This window comes from Oleiphilus sp. HI0067, assembly GCF_001635735.1.
In genome coordinates, this window is the sequence record NZ_LWFI01000470.1 from 1 (window position 1) to 1,183 (window position 1,183).

1 protein-coding gene and 1 pseudogene are annotated in these 1,183 nt (G+C 44.3%); both read left to right on the forward strand.

The features are described 5' to 3' along the window. Positions 1–182: pseudogene (locus A3739_RS30720) on the forward strand (hypothetical protein); the annotation flags it as partial. A gap of 49 nt (positions 183–231) precedes the next feature. Next, a partial coding sequence (locus A3739_RS05720) for a hypothetical protein (RefSeq protein ID WP_197472088.1) occupies positions 232–1,183 on the forward strand: 952 nt, incomplete at its 3' end.

A 1,183-nucleotide genomic window follows, 5' to 3' on the forward strand; every position in this document is an offset into this window, starting at 1 on the left:
GTGTTGCCCCAGGTCAGCATAAGCTTACCGCTAGCTTCAAGGGACAAGGAAGAAGTGGGGGATATTTCAAGCGTAAAAAATCATTGAAGTTCGATAAGACAAAAAACGCGAGATATATCGAACTTATCGTGTCGGAACGACCCGGTATTGGTGAGCCAGTGTTCAAAGTGAAGCAGTGGTAATTTGTAAGATATGACTGCCATTTTTAAGTTTGCTGTCGGATGCCTCCTCATGGGTTTCTCTACCTTTGGGTTTGCTCTTCCTGACGATCTACAAAAGCGGATGGTTCAATTTCACTTTGAGAGAGGTGATTACGCTAGCACCTTGTCGTCTATTTCTAAGGACGAATACAAGTCCTATCCCGTTATGACCGCAGTTGCTCAAACACAGTTGGGGCTAACACCTTCCTTTACGATCGATCAATTAAAGCAACATTTGAAAACGTCAGATACACCTGACGTGGATCGTCTTCGTATAGCCAACATGCTTTATAACCAAGATGACTGCCGCACTGCGGTAAGGTATTTAAAAGGTAAAGCACCGAAACTAAGTCCTTCATTACAATCTCTTCGGGCTTACTTGCGAGGACAATGCTTCATCGAGTTAGGGAAGAATAATTTTGCTGCTCAGTCGCTTAGTATTGCCTTAGAGGGTGAATTATCCGCAGTGGCTTATTACAACTTAGCGACTGATTATGCCTTTAATAGCCGAAACCCGAAACGTGCGTTAGTTTCTCTGCGTGTAGCCAGAGACATGACAAACAATGGCGAAAGCGCAAATGAGCTCACGAATAGAATCAATCTTGGCGCAGGGGCGCTTTATCTCAAGCACGATAAACCAGATATGGCGGTGCGATTTTTTGATGAAATGGATATCGGTTCTGCTTATGCGACACAAGGTCTTTATCTATCAGGTTTAGCGAAGGTAGAGTTGAAAGATTACCGTGCAGCCGTTCAAGTCTGGCAAGCTAATCTGCAACATAATCTTGCTGAACCAGGTGTTGCCGAGTCTTTACTTGCTCTTCCAAATGTACAAGCACAATCTGGTTATCAAACCCTAGCGCTAGAGTCGTATCTCGCCGCGAGTAAATTGCTGCAACAAGAGCGCGCGCAGCTAGCCAAACTAAAGAAGGCCTTAAAAAAATACGGAGCAATTGAAGTATTACTAAGGGAGAGTTCTCGAG